This is a genomic window from Sinomonas sp. R1AF57 (assembly GCF_002224485.1).
GTDB classification, from domain to species: domain Bacteria; phylum Actinomycetota; class Actinomycetes; order Actinomycetales; family Micrococcaceae; genus Sinomonas; species Sinomonas flava.
In genome coordinates, this window is the sequence record NZ_CP022463.1 from 2,276,182 (window position 1) to 2,290,552 (window position 14,371).

Here is a 14,371-nt window from a genome sequence, read left to right on the forward strand (position 1 = left end):
GGACAGAGGCCACATGGATTACCTCAGCAAACTCGGCGAGACCTTCTTCGACTGGAAGGTCATCGGCGACGTCCTCCCGACCATGTTCGCGGTCGGCCTGCCGAACACGCTCGTGCTTGCGGTCTCCTCGGGGATCATCGGCACGCTGCTCGGCATGCTGCTCGCCCTCATGGGGATCTCGCGGAATCCTGTGGTCCGGTGGATCGCCCGGGGGTACACGGACATCTTCCGTGGACTCCCGGCGATCCTCACCATCCTCGCGATCAGCCTGGGCTTCGGCCCGATCCTCCGTGAGCTCACGGGCATCACGAGCCCCTACCCGATGGGTGTCGCTGCCCTGTCGCTGATCTCGGCCGCCTACATCGGCGAGATCTTCCGCTCGGGCATCCAGAGTGTCGACAAGGGCCAGCTCGAGGCGGCGCGCGCGCTCGGCTTCGGCTACGGCCCGTCGATGCGGATGATCGTCGTGCCCCAGGGCGTCCGCCGCGTCCTGCCCGCGCTGATGAACCAGTTCATCGCCCTGATCAAGGACTCGTCGCTCGTCTTCACCATCGGCGTCACGTCCCGTGAGCGCGAGCTGTTCCAGATCGGACAGGACACCGCAGCCAACACCGGGAACCTCTCGCCGTACGTCGCCGCCGCCATCTTCTACCTGGTGCTCACCATTCCGCTCACGCACCTCGTGAACTGGATCGATGCCCGCCTGCGGACAGGCCGCGCCCAGGAGCGGGCCGAGAAGATCGAACCGGACGAGGCCGCAGCTGTCGTCGGGAAGGGAGCCCAGCCGTGAGCCAGTTCTCCTCGGGATCGCTCGAGGCACGGGGAATCCACCTCGCCTTCGGCGCCAACAAGGTGCTCCGGGGCATCGACCTCAAGGTCCCAGCGGGCACGACGGCCTCGGTCATCGGGCCCTCGGGGTCGGGGAAGTCGACGCTCCTGCGCGTGATGAACCGGCTCATCGAGCCCGACGCCGGGGACATCCTCCTCGACGGGAAGTCGGTCCTCAAGGACAATCCGGACGAGCTGCGGCGGCGCATCGGCATGGTGTTCCAGCAGTTCAACCTGTTCCCGCACAAGAGCGTCGGCGAGAACGTCGCGTTCGCGCTCCGCAAGCTGCGCGGGCTCTCCAAGGACCAGGCGCGCGAGGAGGCCCTCGCCCAGCTCGACCTCGTGGGCCTCAAGCACAAGGCGGACGTCCGTCCGGCCACCCTCTCGGGTGGCCAGCAGCAGCGCGTGGCGATCGCGCGCGCACTCGCAATGAAGCCCGAGGTGATGTTCTTCGACGAGGCGACGTCCGCCCTCGACCCCGAGCTCGTCAAGGGCATCCTCGCGCTCATGACGGATCTCGCGAAGGGTGGCATGACCATGGTCGTCGTGACCCACGAGATGGGCTTCTCGCGCAACGTCTCGGACAACGTCACGTTTATGGACGGAGGCGTCGCCGTGGAGTCCGGGCCGCCCGAGCAGGTCTTCGACGCGCCGCAGACCGAGCGGCTGAAGCGGTTCCTGAGCGACGTGCTCTGACCAAGGAGCTCAGCTCAACCGCGCACGCGCACGACGGCGGGGTCCCCACTCTGGTGGGAACCCCGCCGTCGTGCGTGCGAGGCCGCCCCGCGCGGCACTACAGCGGCAGCTCTCCGGCGCCCTTGAGGTCGCGCATCACGATGGTCGAGGTGAGCTTGGCGACGCCGGGCAGCGCGGCGAGGTGCTCGTCGTAGAGGCGCTGGTAGGCGGGCAGGTCCTCTGCGACGCAGCGCAGCAGGAAGTCGGGGTCACCGAAGAGCCGGTAGCCCTCGATGATCTGCGGCTCCGCGACCACTGCGTCCTCGAAAGCCCGGATGGCATCCTGGGAGGTCTCGCGGAGGGTCACGAAGACCATCGCCCCGAAGCCCAGTCCGACCTTGCCCGGGTCCACCTCGGCCCGATAGCCGCGGATCACCCCGCTCGACTCGAGATCCTTGAGCCGGCGGTGGCAGGGCGCGACCGTCAGGCCGACCTCCGAGGCGAGCGCCGTCGCCGTCATCCGCCCGTCCTTCTGCAGGGTGCGCAAAATACTTCTGTCGAGAGCATCGATCACTCTCAGAATCTATCCCAATGAGCCGCTAGGCACGACAAATCGGCGAGCACTTCTTCCCGGATTCTCCGTACTCTTGCTGGCATGGACCTGACCCCGTTCCTCGGCTTCGCCGGGATCTCGCTCACCCTCGCCCTCACGCCGGGAGCGGACTGGGCCTACACGATCGCCGCCGGCCTGCGCCCGGGATCGCCGGCGCCGTCGGTCGCGGGGCTGTGCGCGGGCTACATCGTCCACACGGCGCTCGTCGCGGCAGGCCTCGGGGTCCTGCTCGCGGCCCGTCCGGATCTCGTGGCATGGCTCTCCGTCGCCGGAGCGGTCTACCTCCTCTGGCTCGGGGCGACGACGGCGCGGGGCTGGCGCCGCGCAGGCTTCACCGGAGGCGAGGCCACCCTGCCGTCGGGAGGATCCCTCGGCGACGCCGTGGACACCCGGGGCGGCGCCGCAGGCACCCGCGGCCCCGTGCTCGACTTCCTCAAGGGCCTGGGCACGAGCGGGATCAACCCGAAGGCGCTGCTGCTCTTCGCCGCCGTCATGCCGCAGTTCATCCGGACGGACTCCCCGCTGCCGGTCGTCGCCCAGACGACCACCATGGGGCTCACCCACCTGGCCTTCACGGTGGTCGTCTACAGCCTCGTCGCCGTCGCGGCGCGGCGCCTCCTGGCCGCCAAGCCGAAGCGCGCGCAGGCCGTCACGCTCGTCAGCGGCGTCCTCATGCTCGGCATCGGCGGACTGCTCCTCGTCGAGCAGGCCGTGGGCCTCGCAGCCGCCGTCGCCTGACGCGCGGCACGACGGCCGCGCAGCAAGCCCCCCCGCTACGCCCCCGGGAGCGCCGCTGCAGCCGCCTTGGCGGCCGCCGGGAGGGCCTCGATGATCCGGTTCATCGCCGCGTCGTCGTGCGCGGCGGAGAGGAACCACGCCTCGAAGACGCTGGGCGGCAGGTACACGCCGGAGTCGAGCATGGAGTGGAAGAACGGCCCGTAGCGGAAGGCCTCCTGGGCCTGCGCGTCGGCGTAGTTCGCGACGCCCCGCTCTGAGGTGCCGAACGCGACGGAGAAGAGGTTGCCGGCCCGCTGGATCGTGTGGTCCACACCCTCGTCGGCAAGCGCCTTCGAGAGGGCGTCGGAGAGCTCGAGGGAGCGCGCATCGATGTTGGCGTACACGGCATCCGTCGCGAGCCGGAGCGTCGCGACGCCGGCTGCCATCGCCACCGGGTTCCCGGACAGCGTGCCGGCCTGGTAGACGGGTCCGAGGGGGGCGAGGTAGTCCATGATCTCCGCGCGGCCGCCGAGCGCGGCCACCGGCATCCCGCCGCCGATCACCTTGCCGAACGTGAACAGGTCAGGGGCCCAGCCCTCCCGCTGCCCCGTGAGGCCCCAGTACCCCGCGGGGCCGGTCCGGAAGCCAGTGAGGACCTCGTCCATGATGAACAGGGCACCGTGCTCTGCGGTGATGCGCCGCAGACCCTCGTTGAAGCCCTCGCCCGGCGTCACGACCCCCATGTTGGCCGGGGCAGCTTCGGTGATGACCGCGGCGATGCGGTGGCCGTGGTCGGCGAACGCGGCCTCGACCGCGGGCAGGTCGTTGTACGGGAGCACGAGGGTCTCCGCCGCCGTCGACGCCGTGACGCCGGCCGAGCCGGGGAGGGCGAGGGTCGCGACGCCCGACCCGGCGGACGCGAGCAGGCCGTCGACATGGCCGTGGTAGCAGCCCGCGAACTTCACCACGAGGTCCCGGCCGGTGAAGCCCCGCGCGAGCCGGATGGCGGTCATTGTGGCCTCCGTGCCGGTGGAGACCATGCGCAGGCGCTCGACGGCGGGGACTCGCCCGATGACGAGCTCGGCCAGGGCCGCTTCGTCGGGGGTGGACGCGCCGAAGGAGAGGCCGCGGTCAACGGCGGCGTGGACGGCTTCGAGCACCTCGGGGACTGCGTGGCCGAGCAGCGCCGGCCCCCACGAGCACACGAGGTCCGCGTAGTCGCGGCCGTCGGCGTCGGTCACGTACGCGCCCTTCGCGGAGACCAGGAAGCGGGGCGTGCCGCCTACGGAGCCGAAGGCGCGCACGGGCGAGTTCACCCCTCCCGGCATGAGCGAGCGGGCGCGGGCGAAGAGGTCCTCGGAGGTGGTCATGCCCCCCATTCTCCCGCACGCCGGGCGGTGGGCCGGAACGGGGAGGGGCGCACCCGCCGTCGTCCGCGCCACACGGACGACGGCGGCGTGGCGCCTACGCGAGCATGTCCGCCACGAGCGGGGCGACCTTGGTGCCGAAGAGCTCGATGCTCTTCATCATCGCGCTGTGCGGGAGGGTCCCGTTGGAGTACTTGAGGTCGAACCGCTCCGTCCCGAGGGCCCGATGGGTGTCGGCGATCTTGCGCGCCACGGTCTCTGGCGAGCCCACGTAGAGCGCGCCGGGCCGGGAGGCCTGGGCGTTGAACTCCGTCCGGCTGCCGGGGCCCCAGCCGCGCTCCTCGCCGAGGCGGTTGCGCATCGCGAGCCAGTGCGGGAAGAGCTCCTCACGGGCCTGCTCGTCGGTGTCGGCGACGTGCCCGGGCGAGTGGGTGGCGAGCATCGTGTAGGGCCGGCCGAACTTCTCGAGCGAGCGCTTGTAGAGCTCGACATAGGGTGCGAACCGGGCGGGCTCCCCGCCGATGATCGCGAAGCTCACGGGGTAGCCGTAGTGCGCCGCGCGCACGACCGACTGGGGGGTCCCGCCGACGCCGATCCAGGCGGGCAGCAGCCCGTTCTCGAGGTGCGGGTAGGCCGTGAGTCCATTGATGGGCCCGCGGTGCCGGCCTTCCCAGCGGACCGGATTCTGCGAGCGGACGCGGTCGAACAGCTCGAGCTTCTCCTCGAACAGTGTCTCGTAGTCCTCGAGGTCGAAGCCGAACAGCGGGAACGACTCGATGAAGGACCCGCGGCCCAGGATGACCTCGGCGCGCCCGCTGGAGACAGCGTCCAGGGTCGAGAAGCGCTGGAAGACGCGGACCGGGTCGTCGGACGAGAGGACGGTGACGGCGGACCCGAGCCTGATGCGCTCCGTCCTCGACGCGATGGCCGCCAGGACCACCTCGGGCGCCGAGACCGCGAAGTCCCGCCGGTGGTGCTCGCCGACATCGAACGCGTGTAGGCCGACCTGGTCGGCGAGCACCGCCTCGTCGACGATCTCGCGGATCACCTGCGCGTGCGGCTTGGGCGCACCGTGCTCGTTGAGCCCGACGTCGCCGAAGGTGTTGAGGCCGAGGAGGACGGGAGAACCCGGATCAGTTCCATGCATATGCATTCAAACCCCGGCCGCTCCGCCTTCATTCCCTCGACGCCGAAGCGTCAGGCCTCCGTGAGCCAGCGTGCGATCTCGGGAGCCCAGTACGTCAGGACCATGTTGGCCCCGGCCCGGCGGATGCCGAGGACGGACTCGAGGATGGACGCCTTCCGGTCGATCCAGCCGTTGGCGGCTGCAGCCTCGATCATCGAGTACTCACCCGAGATCTGGTACGCGGCCACCGGCACGGGACTCATCGCGGCGACGTCGGCGAGGATGTCCAGGTAGCTCATCGCCGGCTTGACCATGACCATGTCCGCGCCCTCCTCGAGGTCGAGCTCGACCTCGAGCAGCGCCTCGCGCCGGTTCGCCGCGTCCATCTGGTACGTGCGGCGGTCGCCCTGGAGCTGCGAGTCCACCGCCTCGCGGAACGGCCCGTAGAACGCGGAAGCATACTTCGCGGCGTAGGCGAGGATCGAGACATCCTGGTGCCCGGCGGCGTCGAGCGCTTGCCGGATCACGGCAACCTGGCCGTCCATCATGCCGGAGGGCCCCAGCACGTGCGCGCCCGCCTCGGCCTGCGCCACCGCCATCCGGCCGTAGACCTCGAGCGTCGCGTCGTTGTCGACGCGGCCCTGGGCGTCGAGGACGCCGCAGTGGCCGTGGTCGGTGAACTCGTCCAGGCATACGTCGCTCATGACCACGAGGGAGTCGCCGACCTCCTCGCGCACGGCCCGGATGCCGGCGTTGAGCACGCCGTCCGGGTTGAGGCCCGCCGACCCCTCGGCGTCGCGCTCCTCGGGGACGCCGAAGAGCATGATGCCGCCGAGGCCCGCCTCGGCCGCCTCGGCGGCGGCGCGGCGCAGCGTGTCGGTGGTGTGCTGCACGACGCCGGGCATCGCCTGGATCGGCTGGGGCTCCGTGAGGCCCTCGCGGACGAACGCGGGCAGGATGAGCTCAGCCGGGTACAGGCGCGTCTCGGCGACGAGCCGGCGCAGGGCCGAGTTCTGGCGGAGCCGGCGGGGCCGGTGCTGGGGGAAGCTCACGGTGTCTCCTTCGAAACGGTTGGATGGGAGGCCAGTGCGCGGGCCACGGCGTCCACGATGCCCTCGGGAGTCGGGGTCGCGGCCGTGGCGCCGACGGCGAGGCCCAGGCGGTTCAGCTCCCCGGCGGTCGGCTCGCCGATCGCGATGAGGGCGGTCGCGTCGAGGGGACTCAGCACGGCATGGATGCGCCGGGCAGCGCTCGGGGAGGCGGCGACGACGGCGTCGAGCCGGCCCGCCTGCAGCTCCGCGTTCGCCTCGCCCGGGGTGAGGACGACGGCGCGCGCCTCCTCCCCCGCCGGCTCGCCGGCCGCGAGGCTCGCGACAAGCCGGAGGTCGGGGTCAGCGGGGTAGTCCACCGTGCGGTAGGCCGTGACGGTCTCGACATCCCAGCCGCGGGCATCGAGGCCCTCGGCGAGCGTGGGGGCGGCGATGTCGCTCTGGGGGATCAGCACGCGGACAGTTCCAGCCCCGTCGGCCCCGGACGCACCGGAGTCGTCGGCGTAGGCCCACAGCTCGACGAGTCCCTCGGCGGACTGCTTCCCCTCGGGCGCGAGGTCCACGCGGAGCCCTTCGGCCTCGAGGACACGGCGCGAGCTGGGCCCGACGGTCGCGACGTGCACCCCGGGCGGGACGATGGCCGCGAGCTCGCGGCCCTGTGCGGCCGCGACTTCTTTGAGCGCCCGGACCGTGGTGATGCTCGAGATGACGAGCCAGCCGTACGCTCCCGCCGCAAGCCGGTCCAGGGCCCCGGACAGCGCGGGCTGGTCGGTGGCGCGCTCGAAGTCGATCACGGGCAGGAGCAGCGGTTCGGCGCCCGCGTGGGCGAGGGCCTGTGCCATGGCACCCGCGCGGTCGGGGCTGCGGGTCAGGAGCACCCGGCGGCCGGCGAGAGGCGCGCCCTCGACGCCGGGATGCGCCCCCTCGGCACCGGAGGCCATCAGGCGCCGAGATCCGCGAAGTCGGCCACACCCTGGGCGAGGAGCTCCTCCGCGAGCTCGATGCCGAGCAACGTCGCGCCGACCTCGGTGAGCCCATCCGTAGCCTTCGCGAGGCGGACGGACCTGGTCCCGTCGACCGCGCACACCACAGCCTCGAGCCGCAGCATGCTGCCCTTGCGCCGTGCGAGCGCGCCCACCGGCGCAGCGCAGCCTGCCTCGAGCCGGGCCAGGAGGGCGCGCTCGGCAGTCACGGCGAGGCGGGTGTCGGCGTCGTCGATCGCGGCGAGCGCCTGGGCGAGCACGCCCTCGGCGCTGGCGGCCGCTCCCCCGGCGGGGCGCTCGGGCGCGTCCTCGAGGCGGCACTCGACCGCGAGCGCGCCCTGCCCCGGGGCGGGCAGCATGACCTCGGGCTCGAAGTACTCGGTCACGACCTCGGTCCGGCCGAGCCGGGCCAGCCCGGCGGCCGCGAGGACGACGGCGTCGAGGTCGCCGGGTGCCTCGGGGGCGTTCCCTGGGAGGCCGGGAACGCGGCCGAGCCGCGTGTCCACGTTGCCGCGGATGTCCAGGACCTCGAGGTCAGGGCGCAGGGCGCGCAGCTGGGCCGCCCGGCGCGGCGAGCCGGTGCCGACCTTCGAGCCCGCCGGGAGCCCGGCGAGGGTCAGCCCATCACGGGCGCACAGGACGTCCCGCGCGTCGGCCCGGACCGGGATGGCCGCGATGGACAGTCCCGGCTCCCCGGTGGTCGGGAGGTCCTTGAGCGAGTGGATGGCCACGTCGCAGCGGTCGGCCAGGAGCGCCTCGCGGAGGGCGACGACGAACACGCCGGTCCCGCCGAGCGAGGCGAGCGAACCGGTCTTGACGTCGCCCTCGGTCTTGATCCGGACGAGCTCGGTGGCGAAGCCTCCCACAGCGGCCAGGCGGTCCGCCGTCTGCTGGGACTGGGTCAGGGCGAGCGCGCTGCCGCGCGTGCCGATGCGCACAGACATGCTCAGGCCTCAGCACCCTTCCCCGCAGCCGGGGAGCGGCCGTCGTGGGCGGTCCCCAGCTCGACGCCCTCCTCGGCGATCACGGGCTTCGCGCCGCGGAAGTTCTCGCAGCAGCCGGGGCGGCACACGTCGTACCACGGGCCGAGCTCGGTCACGTGCGGACGGTCCGTGACGGTGCCCTGCGCAGTCCGCTCGCGGATGAGCTCCACGAGGCCGGCAACGAAGTCGCGGTGGACCCCGGGGGTCGGGACACGGACGGCCTCGACGCCGAGCTCCCTGCAGGTCTCGAGGGCCTCGGTGTCGAGGTCCCAGGCGACCTCCATGTGGTCGCTCACGAAGCCGAGCGGGACGATGACCGCGCCCTTGACGCCTTCTCCGTCGGCTCCGGCGATGGCCTGGAGACGGTCGTTGATGTCCGGCTCGAGCCACGGGATGTGCGGGGCGCCGGAGCGGGACTGGTACACGAGGTCCCACTTCACGCCGGGGGCCACGGCCGCCATGATGGCGCGCGCGTTCGCGAGGTGCTGGGCCACGTAGGCTGAGCCGCCCTCGAAGGAGCGCGGCTCGGCCTCGGACCGGCCGGCGGCCTCCGCGTCCCGCGTGGGGATCGAGTGGGTCGAGAAGAGGACGCGGATCTCCGCGTCGCGGGAGCCGTCGGCGGCGCCGAGGGCCTCGCGCACGGTCGCCAGGCCGGCGGCGGTGCCCTCGACGAACGGGGCGACGAAGCCGGGGTGGTCGAAGTACTGGCGGATCTTGTCGACCCGCAGCCGCCCTGCGAGTCCGGTCTCGGTCAGCGCGACGCCGATGTCCTCGCGGTACTGGCGGCAGCTCGAGTAGCACGAGTACACGCTCGTGGTGAGCATCAGGACCGTGCGGTGCCCGGCGTCGTAGATCTCCTGCAGCGTCGCGGGGATGTAGGGCTCCCAGTTCCGGTTGCCCCAGTACACGGGGATGTCGATGCCCGCGGCTGCGAGCTCGGCTTCGAGGGCCGCCTTGAGCTGGCGGTTCTGCCCGTTGATGGGGCTGACGCCGCCGAAGGCGCGGTAGTGGTGGCTGACCTCTTCGAGCCGCTCGTCGGGGATGCCGCGCCCGCGGGTGACGTTGCGCAGGAACGGGATGACGTCGTCCTGTCCCTCCGGGCCGCCGAAGGACGCGAGGAGGATCGCGTCGTACTCGGTCGGCGCCACGCGGCCCGCGGAGGTGACCGGGTTGGGAGCCGTGCTGACCGCGAGCGGCGCTACGGCGCCGTCGACCGCGGTCTCGGGGCTGCCGGCGTTCACGCGAGCACCTCGGCGATCTCTGAAGCGGTGATCCGGCGCCCGGTGTAGAAGGGCACCTCCTCGCGGACGTGGTTGCGGGCGTCGGTGTAGCGCAGGTGGCGCATCATGTCGACGAGGTCCACGAGCTCGGGAGCCTCGAGCGCGAGGATCCACTCCCAGTCGCCGAGCGCGAACGCGGAGACGGTGTTGGAGAGGACCTGGGGGAAGTCGCGGCCGAGGATGCCGTGGTCGCGGAGCATCCGCCCGCGCTCCTCCGCCGGGAGGAGGTACCACTCGTAGGAGCGGACGAACGGGTAGACGGTGAGCCACGTGCTCGGCTCGACGCCGCGGGAGAACGCGGGCGTGTGGTTCTTGGCGAACTCGGCCTCGCGGTGCACACCCATCGCGGACCAGGCGAGCTCGGTGCCCGAGAAGAGCGCGGTGCGGCGCAGGTCGCGGACGGCCTGCTGCAGGGCCTCGGGCGCGGCGCCGTGGAACCAGACCATGACGTCGGCGTCGGCCCGCATGGCCGAGACGTCGTAGGCACCGCGCAGGGTCACGCCGGAGTCGCCGAGGCGGGCCACGAAGGCCTCGAAGTCGGTCACGGCGTCCTCGGTCGGGGCTCCGGCCCCGGGGACGCGGCGGAACACCGTCCAGAGCGTGAAGTACAGCGTCTCGGCTGCCTCCTCGCCCGTCGGGCTTTTGGTGACAGATTCGGCGGAAGTGTGGCTCATGGTCTCCAGTGTGCTCCTAACGCATCGGCAAATCGAAATCAGATTCTTCTACAAAGTGTAGAAGTGCTGAAGATCACCCGTCCGCCTCGCGGGCGAGTGCGGCAGCAAGGGCGATCGCCTGTGCCCGGGCGTCGGGGATGACGGCCGCGAGGCCGTTCCCGGCAGCCCATCCGCCCACGACGGCGAGCCCCGGCCGCGCGGCGACGAGGCCGCGGATCGCGGTCACGCGGTCACGGTGTCCGACAGCGGCGAACGGCAGCGACCCCTCCCAGCGGACCACGTCCCACCCCAGCACGTCCTGCGGGGTCAGCACGACGCCGAGGAGCGTCGACGCGTCCCCGAGCGCTGCCTCGAACAGCTCGTCGTCCGACTCCGGCTCCCAGCGCTCCGGGTCCTCGCCGCCGTCCGGCTCGCCCGCGCGCCCATAGGAGAGGCGCACAACGTGGGTGCCGGGTCCCGCCGCAGCCTGGACCCACTCCCACTTCGCGCTCGCGTGCGTGAGGGCCTTCGCGGCCACGCCGGGGACCTGGGGGGCGACGAGGATTCCCGTGCCGCGCGGGCGCGCATCCAGAGCCGGGCAGTCGATGACGAGGGTCACGAGCTTGACCTCCGGGCCCGGGATCGGCTCGTGGCCTGCGAGCTCGGGCACGGCGTCCGACAGGAGCTCGACGGCGGCGGGCCCCCCGAGCGCGACGACGACCGCCTCGGCGTCATAGGCGCCGCCGGACCCACCGGCCGTGCCCGGTGTGGAACCGACGCGCCAGAGGCTCCTGCCGGCGTCGTCCGTGGTCCGCTCGAGGCGCTCGGCGCGCTCACCGAGCCGAAGCCGCACCCCCTCGCGCTGCAGCCGATCCACGAGGGCTCCGACGATCCGGTGCAGCCCTCCGCGGATGCCGGCGACCGCGGAGCCGGCCTTCGTCCCGCGGGACGCGCCGCGCTGGGCGGCGACGGCGGCGGCGAGCGAGCCCTTCTCCCCCATGAGCTGCCTCAGGCCCGGCGCCACCATGTCGACGTCCAGGAGGGCAGGGTCGGCCGAGTGCACTCCGCCGACGACGGGCGCCACGAGCCGGTCGAGGACCCGCCGCCCCATGCGGGCGCGCACGAGCTGGGCCACGCTCTGGTGCGCCCTGCCGGTCTGCACCGGAAGCCAGCGGTCGAGGGACGCCCGCAGCGATCCCCAGAGGCCCAGGGCGGAACGGACTTCCCGGTCCCAGGGATTGGCCGGAATGCCCAGCACGCCGGTCTTGGGCAGCTCCTCGGGGCCGTCGGGGAGGAGCACCCAGGCACCGGAGGGATGCGGCGGGACGATGTCGCTGGAGAGTCCGATCTCGTCGACGAGGGTCCGCACCGCGTCGGTGCGGGTCGCGAAGGACTCGGCGCCGGAGTCGAGCGTGAGGCCGGCGACCTCGTGCTCGCCGATGCAGCCGCCCCAGCGGTCGGCCGCCTCCAGGACGGTCACCTCGAGGCCTGCGCGCCGGAGCTCGAGCGCCGCGACGAGCCCCGAGATCCCCCCGCCGACCACGACGGCGCGCGCCGGCTCGCTTCCGGGCATCAGTGGGTGATCGAGTGGACGAGCTCGACCACCCGGGTCAGCACGTCGGGGTCGGTCTCGGGGGGGACGCCGTGGCCGAGGTTGACCACGTGGCCGGGAGCGGACGCTCCGGCGCGCACCACCTCGCGGACGTGCGCCTCGAGCACGTTCCAGGGCGCGGCGAGGAGCGCGGGGTCGATGTTGCCCTGCAGCACCACGCGGCCGCCGAGCCGGCGGTTGGCCTCGTGCAGCGGCAGGCGGTAGTCGACGCCGACGACGTCGACCCCCACCTCGTACATGGCCCCGAGCAGTTCGGAGGTGCCGGTGCCGAAGTGCACGAGCGGGGCGCCCAGGTCGCGCACGTGGTCGAGGGTCCGGGACGAGTACGGCGCGACGCTGCGGCGGTAGTCCTCCAGGCCGAGCGAGCCCGCCCACGAGTCGAACAGCTGGCCGGCCGAGGCGCCGGCCTCGATCTGGGCGCGCAGGAAGCGGCCCGAGGCGTCCGCAGCCCACTCCATGAGGGCGGCCCAGGTCCCAGGATCGCCGTGCATCATCGTGCGGGGCCCGAGATGGTCGCGGGACGGCTTGCCCTCCACCATGTAGGCGGCGACTGTGAAGGGTGCTCCCGCGAACCCGATGAGCGGTGTGTTCCCCAGCTCGGCGACCGTCAGGCGGACGGCCTCCCGGATGGGCTCGAGCGCCGCCTCCTGCAGCCGGGGCAGCGCCGCGACGTCGGCTTCGGTGCGGATCGGCGTGTCGAGGACGGGCCCCACGCCGGGGACGATGTCCACGCCGACGCCGGCGAGCTTGAGCGGGATGACGATGTCAGAGAAGAAGATGCCTGCGTCGACGTCGTGGCGGCGCACGGGCTGGAGGGTGATCTCCGAGGCCAGCTCGGGGCGCAGGCAGGAGTCGAGCATGCCGACGCCCTCGCGGGCCTTGCGGTACTCGGGGAGCGAGCGCCCTGCCTGGCGCATGAACCACACGGGCTTCCGGCTCGGGCGGCCCCCGCGGTATGCAGTGATGAGGGGCGACTGAGCCGTCCGCCCGTCCTTGAGGGGGTGGTCTGCGCTGAGATTCATATCCGCGATTCTCTCAGAGGGCCCGGTGGCCGATGGCGACAGGCTGTCACGGACATTGTGCCCTACGCCTCACTTTCTACACGCGAGCGAAAAGCTATGATGGGAGGGCTGTGGTTGTTTTCTCCTTGGTGGCGACTCACGCCGATACAGACCTTGAAACCGTTGCCCAACTGAGCAACGGCGCTTCCGCCGTGGCCTCGGCCGCCACCCAGTCCGGCGCCCTGAGCGGCGCGGTGGTGCTGGCGACCTGCAACCGCTACGAGATCTACGCCGAGGCGCCCACCCCCGCGGACGTCGACGCCGCCCGCTCGGCGCTCGTCGCCGAGATCAGCGCACGCAGCGGCCTCCCCGAGGACCGGGTGTCCTCCTCCTTCAGCCTCAACCACGGACGGGACGTCACGCGTCACCTGTTCGCGGTGAGCTCCGGGCTCGACTCCGCAGTCGTGGGCGAGCGGGAGATCGCCGGCCAGGTGCGCCGGGCCCTGATCTCCGCCCAGCAGACCGGGACGGCGAGCCCCTCCCTCGTCAGGCTGTTCCAGACCGCGTCGAAGACCGCGAAGGACGTCGGCGCCCAGACGGCGCTGGGAAGCCGGGGCCTCTCGATCGTCTCGGTGGCCTTGGACCTCGCCGAGGACGTCGCCGTCGACCCCGCGTGGACCTCCAAGAAGGCCGTCCTGTTCGGCACCGGGGCGTACGCGGGCGCCACCATGGCCCTCCTGCGCGAGCGCGGGTGCGCGGATGTGGCTGTCTACTCCTCGTCCGGCCGGGCCGAGGAGTTCGCGGCCGCCCGGGGCGCCGCCGCGCTGACCGCCGAGCAGCTGCCCGGCGCGATCGCCGAGGCGGACGTCCTGATCGGCTGCAGCGGATCGGACAGCGCGATGGAGGCCGTGGAGCTTGCGGCCATCCGCGAGGAGTCCCCCCAGCCGCTCATCGTGATCGACCTTGCCCTCACGCACGACTTCGACCCGGCAGTCGGCACGCTCGACGGCGTCGAGCTCATCACCCTCGAGTCGGTCCGCCTCGCGGCTCCGCAGGAGCAGTCGGAATCCCTCGCCCAGGCCAGCGCCATCGTGTCCGCGGCAACCGAGGACTTCGAGTCCCAGCGCCAGGCGCGTCAGGCCGACGCCGCCATCGTCGCGCTCCGGCGGCACACCATGGCGGTCCTCGATGCCGAGATCGAGAAGGTCCGCGCGCGCCACGGCTGCACAGCAGCCTCCGAGGAAGTCGAGTTCGCGATGCGCCGCATGGTCAAGCAGCTCCTCCACACGCCCACCGTGCGCGCCCGGCAGCTCGCCGCCGAGGGCCGCGAGGACGAGTACCTCGCCGCCCTGGAGGCCCTGTACGGAATCAGCGTCGCGCTGCCGGGAATGATCTCCCAGGACGGCCGGGACGCGCCTGCCGGGGACCCCGCGGACTGCCCGGTGGACCACAGCCGCGTGAGCTGACACCGCCTTCCTGACGCG

Annotated in this window: 14 protein-coding genes; 4 read left to right on the forward strand and 10 right to left on the reverse strand. The window is 72.4% G+C overall.

The window, feature by feature from the left end:
- Positions 1 to 13 precede the first annotated feature (13 nt).
- Both CGQ25_RS10400 and CGQ25_RS10405 read left to right on the forward strand, forming a co-directional pair.
- Positions 14 to 790 (forward strand): amino acid ABC transporter permease, encoded by a 777-nt coding sequence (locus CGQ25_RS10400; RefSeq protein WP_208709447.1) that lies wholly within the window; start codon positions 14 to 16, stop codon positions 788 to 790.
- The gene (locus tag CGQ25_RS10405) at positions 787 to 1,524 is read left to right on the forward strand and encodes an amino acid ABC transporter ATP-binding protein (protein WP_208709449.1); all 738 of its coding nucleotides are present in this window, start codon (positions 787 to 789) and stop codon (positions 1,522 to 1,524) included. The genes CGQ25_RS10400 and CGQ25_RS10405 overlap by 4 nt, the downstream gene beginning before the upstream one ends.
- Before the next feature lie 97 nt (positions 1,525 to 1,621).
- Here the strand turns inward: CGQ25_RS10405 and CGQ25_RS10410 are convergent, their stop codons facing one another.
- Positions 1,622 to 2,077 (reverse strand): Lrp/AsnC family transcriptional regulator, encoded by a 456-nt coding sequence (locus CGQ25_RS10410; protein WP_222703645.1) that lies wholly within the window; start codon positions 2,075 to 2,077, stop codon positions 1,622 to 1,624.
- Between the two features lie 81 nt (positions 2,078 to 2,158).
- On the opposite strand from CGQ25_RS10410, the gene CGQ25_RS10415 reads away from it, so the two are divergent.
- On the forward strand, positions 2,159 to 2,854 hold the full coding sequence (locus CGQ25_RS10415; RefSeq protein WP_208709451.1) for a LysE family translocator: 696 nt from the start codon (positions 2,159 to 2,161) through the stop codon (positions 2,852 to 2,854).
- Positions 2,855 to 2,889: 35 nt separating this feature from the next.
- Here CGQ25_RS10415 and hemL read toward each other — a convergent pair whose 3' ends face one another.
- The 9 genes from hemL to hemE form a co-directional block, all read right to left on the reverse strand.
- The gene (gene hemL / locus CGQ25_RS10420) at positions 2,890 to 4,212 is read right to left on the reverse strand and encodes a glutamate-1-semialdehyde 2,1-aminomutase (protein ID WP_369802216.1); all 1,323 of its coding nucleotides are present in this window, start codon (positions 4,210 to 4,212) and stop codon (positions 2,890 to 2,892) included.
- A gap of 85 nt (positions 4,213 to 4,297) precedes the next feature.
- Complete coding sequence (locus CGQ25_RS10425) at positions 4,298 to 5,347, reverse strand: LLM class flavin-dependent oxidoreductase (RefSeq protein WP_255405246.1); 1,050 nt, start codon at positions 5,345 to 5,347, stop codon at positions 4,298 to 4,300.
- Between the two features lie 50 nt (positions 5,348 to 5,397).
- The gene (gene hemB, locus CGQ25_RS10430) at positions 5,398 to 6,378 is read right to left on the reverse strand and encodes a porphobilinogen synthase (protein ID WP_208709457.1); all 981 of its coding nucleotides are present in this window, start codon (positions 6,376 to 6,378) and stop codon (positions 5,398 to 5,400) included.
- On the reverse strand, positions 6,375 to 7,316 hold the full coding sequence (locus tag CGQ25_RS10435; protein ID WP_208709459.1) for a uroporphyrinogen-III synthase: 942 nt from the start codon (positions 7,314 to 7,316) through the stop codon (positions 6,375 to 6,377). The genes hemB and CGQ25_RS10435 overlap by 4 nt, the downstream gene beginning before the upstream one ends.
- Entirely contained in the window at positions 7,316 to 8,302 is a 987-nt protein-coding gene (gene hemC, locus CGQ25_RS10440; RefSeq protein ID WP_208709461.1) for a hydroxymethylbilane synthase, read from the reverse strand. The genes CGQ25_RS10435 and hemC overlap by 1 nt, the downstream gene beginning before the upstream one ends.
- A 2-nt stretch (positions 8,303 to 8,304) precedes the next feature.
- On the reverse strand, positions 8,305 to 9,582 hold the full coding sequence (locus CGQ25_RS10445; RefSeq protein WP_208709463.1) for a ferrochelatase: 1,278 nt from the start codon (positions 9,580 to 9,582) through the stop codon (positions 8,305 to 8,307).
- Positions 9,579 to 10,295, reverse strand: coding sequence for a hydrogen peroxide-dependent heme synthase (gene hemQ / locus CGQ25_RS10450; RefSeq protein ID WP_208709465.1), 717 nt, complete (start codon positions 10,293 to 10,295; stop codon positions 9,579 to 9,581). Before hemQ ends, CGQ25_RS10445 begins: the two co-directional genes overlap by 4 nt.
- A gap of 73 nt (positions 10,296 to 10,368) precedes the next feature.
- Positions 10,369 to 11,847 carry a protoporphyrinogen oxidase gene (gene hemG / locus CGQ25_RS10455; RefSeq protein ID WP_208709467.1) on the reverse strand — a complete coding sequence of 493 codons (1,479 nt, stop codon included), beginning with the start codon at positions 11,845 to 11,847 and terminating at the stop codon, positions 10,369 to 10,371.
- On the reverse strand, positions 11,847 to 12,908 hold the full coding sequence (hemE, locus tag CGQ25_RS10460) for a uroporphyrinogen decarboxylase (protein WP_208709469.1): 1,062 nt from the start codon (positions 12,906 to 12,908) through the stop codon (positions 11,847 to 11,849). Before hemE ends, hemG begins: the two co-directional genes overlap by 1 nt.
- Positions 12,909 to 13,018: 110 nt before the next feature.
- Here hemE and CGQ25_RS10465 point away from each other — a divergent pair, with 110 nt between their 5' ends.
- On the forward strand, positions 13,019 to 14,353 hold the full coding sequence (locus CGQ25_RS10465; RefSeq protein WP_208709471.1) for a glutamyl-tRNA reductase: 1,335 nt from the start codon (positions 13,019 to 13,021) through the stop codon (positions 14,351 to 14,353).
- Positions 14,354 to 14,371 lie beyond the last annotated feature (18 nt).

What these genes read in the sequence shown, in the direction of transcription:
- CGQ25_RS10435 (WP_208709459.1), bottom strand. Translation starts at nt 7,316, where the DNA reads ATGGCCTCCGGTGCCGAGGGGGCGCATCCCGGCGTCGAGGGCGCGCCT.
- hemE (WP_208709469.1), bottom strand. Translation starts at nt 12,908, where the DNA reads ATGAATCTCAGCGCAGACCACCCCCTCAAGGACGGGCGGACGGCTCAG.
- CGQ25_RS10425 (WP_255405246.1), bottom strand. Translation starts at nt 5,347, where the DNA reads ATGCATGGAACTGATCCGGGTTCTCCCGTCCTCCTCGGCCTCAACACC.
- hemQ (WP_208709465.1), bottom strand. Translation starts at nt 10,295, where the DNA reads ATGAGCCACACTTCCGCCGAATCTGTCACCAAAAGCCCGACGGGCGAG.
- CGQ25_RS10415 (WP_208709451.1), top strand. Translation starts at nt 2,159, where the DNA reads ATGGACCTGACCCCGTTCCTCGGCTTCGCCGGGATCTCGCTCACCCTC.
- hemG (WP_208709467.1), bottom strand. Translation starts at nt 11,847, where the DNA reads ATGCCCGGAAGCGAGCCGGCGCGCGCCGTCGTGGTCGGCGGGGGGATC.
- hemC (WP_208709461.1), bottom strand. Translation starts at nt 8,302, where the DNA reads ATGTCTGTGCGCATCGGCACGCGCGGCAGCGCGCTCGCCCTGACCCAG.
- CGQ25_RS10400 (WP_208709447.1), top strand. Translation starts at nt 14, where the DNA reads ATGGATTACCTCAGCAAACTCGGCGAGACCTTCTTCGACTGGAAGGTC.
- hemL (WP_369802216.1), bottom strand. Translation starts at nt 4,212, where the DNA reads ATGGGGGGCATGACCACCTCCGAGGACCTCTTCGCCCGCGCCCGCTCG.